Here is a 1,576-nt window from a genome sequence, read left to right on the forward strand (position 1 = left end):
CTCAGGCCCCGCGCGCGCGTGCCGGCGGCGTGCACGCGCAGCAGCACAGGGGGCGTGGTCCGGGATGTCCGGAGAGGCGCCGGCACAGTGCCGCGCGGGCGCCCGGCCGCGACGGTGCGGCCGATGTCGTTCGCAGCGCCTGCGCTGCGCCAGGCAGATTCACGAGGCGCACGGACCCCACGCCCGTGTGGCAGCCGGCCTCGCCGACGGTGTCGGCCGCAGGGCCGGCACCCGGGTGGCCTGCGTGATGAAGGCAATGCGGGTTTCGCCCACCTTCGTCCCGGCAGGCACGCCTATCTGCATGGAAGTCTCCTCGTCCTGCCCCGGCCGGGGCAATGGCGTGCGAGCTTACATGAAGATGACATGCGCACCGCCGGGGCGGCGCGCCGCGGCGCCGTCAGCGGGCGGCGTGCACGCGCACGTCGACGCGCCGGTTCGGCGCCAGGCAGGACACCAGCACCGCGTGGTCGCGCTGGTGACACTGGACCTCCGGCTCACGGTCGCCGCGGCCCTGTGCCACGATGCGCTCGGCCGCCACGCCGGCCTCGGCCAGCGCGGCGCGCACCGCGTCGGCGCGCCGCTGCGACAGTTGCTGGTTGTAGCCTTCGGCGCCCAGCCGGTCCGTGTGGCCGATGAGTTCCACGCGTTCGTAGGCGGTCTTCTTCAGCTCCGCCGCCAGGCGCGCGACCTCGCGCCGGCCTTCCGGCTGCAGCACCGCGCTGTCGAAGGGAAAGAGCGTGTCGGACGCCAGGCGGAAGCGCGGCGCCCCAGCGGCCTTCACCGGCTCGACCAGCGCCGGGCCGGCCAGCAGCGCGCGACATTGCGCGGGCTTCCAGTGGAAGCTCTGCGCCAGGTAGGCCTTGTCGAAGATCAGCTTGTACTGGCAGACCGTCGTGCCGCCGCCGCTGCGGAAGTTGAACACGTAGTCCCACTCGCGCACGCCGAGCAGCCCTTCCTGGAAGTGCGGCCGGCCCAGCAGCGCGTACAGTTGGTCCTTGGTCATCCCCGGCGCCACCTCCCGCAGGTTGTCCAGGTTGGGGAAGATGCCTTCCGGCAGGGTCGCGTCGGCGGCGATGTCCGGGAAGACCACCTCCTCGGCCCGGCCCTGGTCGTCGATGCCCCGGCTGAGGTGCGTGCTGCAGCCGGCGAGCAGCCCGGCGGCGGCAAGCGCCACGGGCAGGCAGATCGCATGCATGGCGATGTTCATGGTGTCCTCCCTCTCCCTGCCTACCACTGGTAGCCCACGCCGACCGCCGCGCCCACCCTGCCGCGCGAGTTGGCCGATCCGGTGATCTTGGTCACCCACTTGCCGTTGTCCGAGATCTTCGACAGGCCGACGGCGATGGCGCTCTGCCCCTCGTAGTAGCCCACGCCGGCGGCCAGCATGCCCTTGCCCGGCATGTAGGCCTGCGGCATCCCGGCCATCGCCATCGCGCCGGCCGTGCCGGCGTCGGCGTCCTGGCGGGTGGCCGCGAGTTCGGAGCGCAGGGCGTTGACGTTCTGGTTGATCGTGCCGATGCCGGCGTTGAGCTGGTTGACGTTGACCGCATCGGTGCCGTTGACGCCCGGCGCCACG

General features: G+C 72.6%; 2 protein-coding genes. Both read right to left on the reverse strand.

The genetic code is table 11. The features are described 5' to 3' along the window. Positions 1-397 precede the first annotated feature (397 nt). The gene (locus ACIY1X_RS26335) at positions 398-1,207 is read right to left on the reverse strand and encodes an OmpA family protein (RefSeq protein WP_399686595.1); all 810 of its coding nucleotides are present in this window, start codon (positions 1,205-1,207) and stop codon (positions 398-400) included. Positions 1,208-1,227: 20 nt separating this feature from the next. Further along, positions 1,228-1,576, reverse strand: a 349-nt coding sequence (locus tag ACIY1X_RS26340) for a YadA family autotransporter adhesin (RefSeq protein ID WP_399686597.1), incomplete at its 5' end; no start/stop codon positions are given.

Origin of the sequence: Xenophilus sp. (genome assembly GCF_044462705.1) — a bacterium.
GTDB classification, from domain to species: Bacteria; Pseudomonadota; Gammaproteobacteria; order Burkholderiales; family Burkholderiaceae_C; genus Xenophilus; species Xenophilus azovorans.